We start from the raw sequence: 1,629 nt of genomic DNA on the forward strand, positions 1-1,629 counted from the left end.
CTCCTGCCAGCCGCCACCGGCCACCAGCCCGCCGGGCAGGCCGGGCAGGTTGCCGGCCAGCGCGTTGCCGGCGGCATCGGCGAGCAGCACCACATCCTCTTCCTGCTGGATCGACAGGCGGGCGCCGATCACGGCGCGCAGGTCCGCCTCACCGCCCACCCGCCAGGCCGCCAGCATGTCGTCACGCAGGCCCACCACCACCGCCCGGTCGCGGGCGGCAATCTCGCGGCTGGCCGACACCCAGACATAGGACATGGCGAGCAGCAGCACGATCAGCTGCACGCCGAACGCCATCAGCACCAGCCGCGTGCTGTAGGCGGTGAGCAGCCGGCTGAAGCGGGCAATCACCGCGTCACGCCAGCCCGAGCCGATAGCCAGCGCCGCGCACCGTGTGCAGCAACGGCGCCTCGCCGGCCTCCTCCAGCTTGCGGCGCAGCTTGGAGACATGGACATCGATGACGTTGGTGCCGGGATCGAAATGATAATCCCACACGCCTTCCAGCAGCATGGTGCGCGTTACCACCTGGTCAGGATGGCGCAGCAGATATTCGAGCAGGCGGAACTCGCGCGGCTGCAGCGCGACCACGCGCCCGCCGCGCTTCACCCGGCGGGCGAGCAGGTCCATCTCCAGATCGGCAAAGCGCAGCGTGGTCGCCGGCCCGGTCGCCGCCTGGCCCCGGCGCAGCAACAGTCGCAGCCGGGCGATCAGTTCGCCGAGCAGGAAGGGCTTGGCCAGATAGTCATCGGCGCCAGCCTCCAGCCCGGTCAGCCGATCATCCGGCGTGCCCAGCGCGGAAAGCAGCAACACTGGCGTCGCGATCCCGGCGGCGCGCAAGGCGGCCAGCACGGCCATGCCGTCCATGCCCGGCAGCATGCGATCCAGCACGATGGCATCGATGGCCGCATCACTGGCCATGAACAGCCCGTCGCGCCCCGTCATCGCCGCCTCGACTCCGAAGCCGGCCTCGCTCAGGCCACGCCGGATGAAATCGGCCGTGGTGGCATCGTCTTCGACCACAAGGATTTTATGGCTCATGGGCAGCATCGTCGCGCGGCTGGCCGGCTTTGCCAAGCATCTGCGTCGCAAGTTAAAGGATGATTCATCCAGCGACCATGCAACGGCAACCCCGACCGGCCTAGAGCCTGCCCAGCCACCTTGATCCCCCTGGTGGCCAGTTGGGAACACGAACGGCGTCGCATGATCACTCTGGACCAGTCGATCCGCGCTGCCCTGTGCTCCCTTGTCATCGTCCTGCTTCCCCCCGGAACGGCGATGGCAGAAACTGCGGCCGGCCCGTCTACGCCCCTGACCGGGCCGGCCGCACCTGTTTCCGATCCCGTGCCGATCACGCTGGGCGCCGCCCGCGATGCCGCGATGGGCGCCAATATCGACGTGATCCACGCCCGCCAGGCCCGCGCTGCTGCCGCCGCCGCCCGCATCATCGCCGCCGCACGGCCCAACCCGGTGCTCAGTTATGAGGCGACGCAGTTGCGCTCCCGTGTCCTCACGCCGCAGCCCAGCCGCACCGCCGATCAGATCGTGCGCATCGACCAGCCGATCGAGCTGGGCGGCAAGCGCCGCGAGCGGATCGCTGCGGCCGCCAGCGGCTATGCCGCCGCCGGGCAGGA

General features: G+C 69.8%; 1 protein-coding gene and 2 pseudogenes. 1 reads left to right on the plus strand and 2 read right to left on the minus strand.

What is annotated here, in order from left to right:
- Both GJ693_RS15865 and GJ693_RS15870 read right to left on the minus strand, forming a co-directional pair.
- Positions 1 to 348 (minus strand): annotated as a pseudogene (locus GJ693_RS15865) (hypothetical protein); the annotation flags it as partial.
- A gap of 4 nt (positions 349 to 352) precedes the next feature.
- Positions 353 to 1,036: a response regulator transcription factor gene (locus GJ693_RS15870; protein WP_156257199.1), complete on the minus strand. Its 684-nt coding sequence runs from the start codon at positions 1,034 to 1,036 to the stop codon at positions 353 to 355.
- A 237-nt stretch (positions 1,037 to 1,273) separates the two neighbouring features.
- Between GJ693_RS15870 and GJ693_RS15875 the strand changes: the two are divergent.
- Positions 1,274 to 1,629 (plus strand): annotated as a pseudogene (locus tag GJ693_RS15875) (hypothetical protein); the annotation flags it as partial.

This window comes from Sandarakinorhabdus oryzae (genome assembly GCF_009733735.1).
GTDB lineage: Bacteria > Pseudomonadota > Alphaproteobacteria > Sphingomonadales > Sphingomonadaceae > Sandarakinorhabdus > Sandarakinorhabdus oryzae.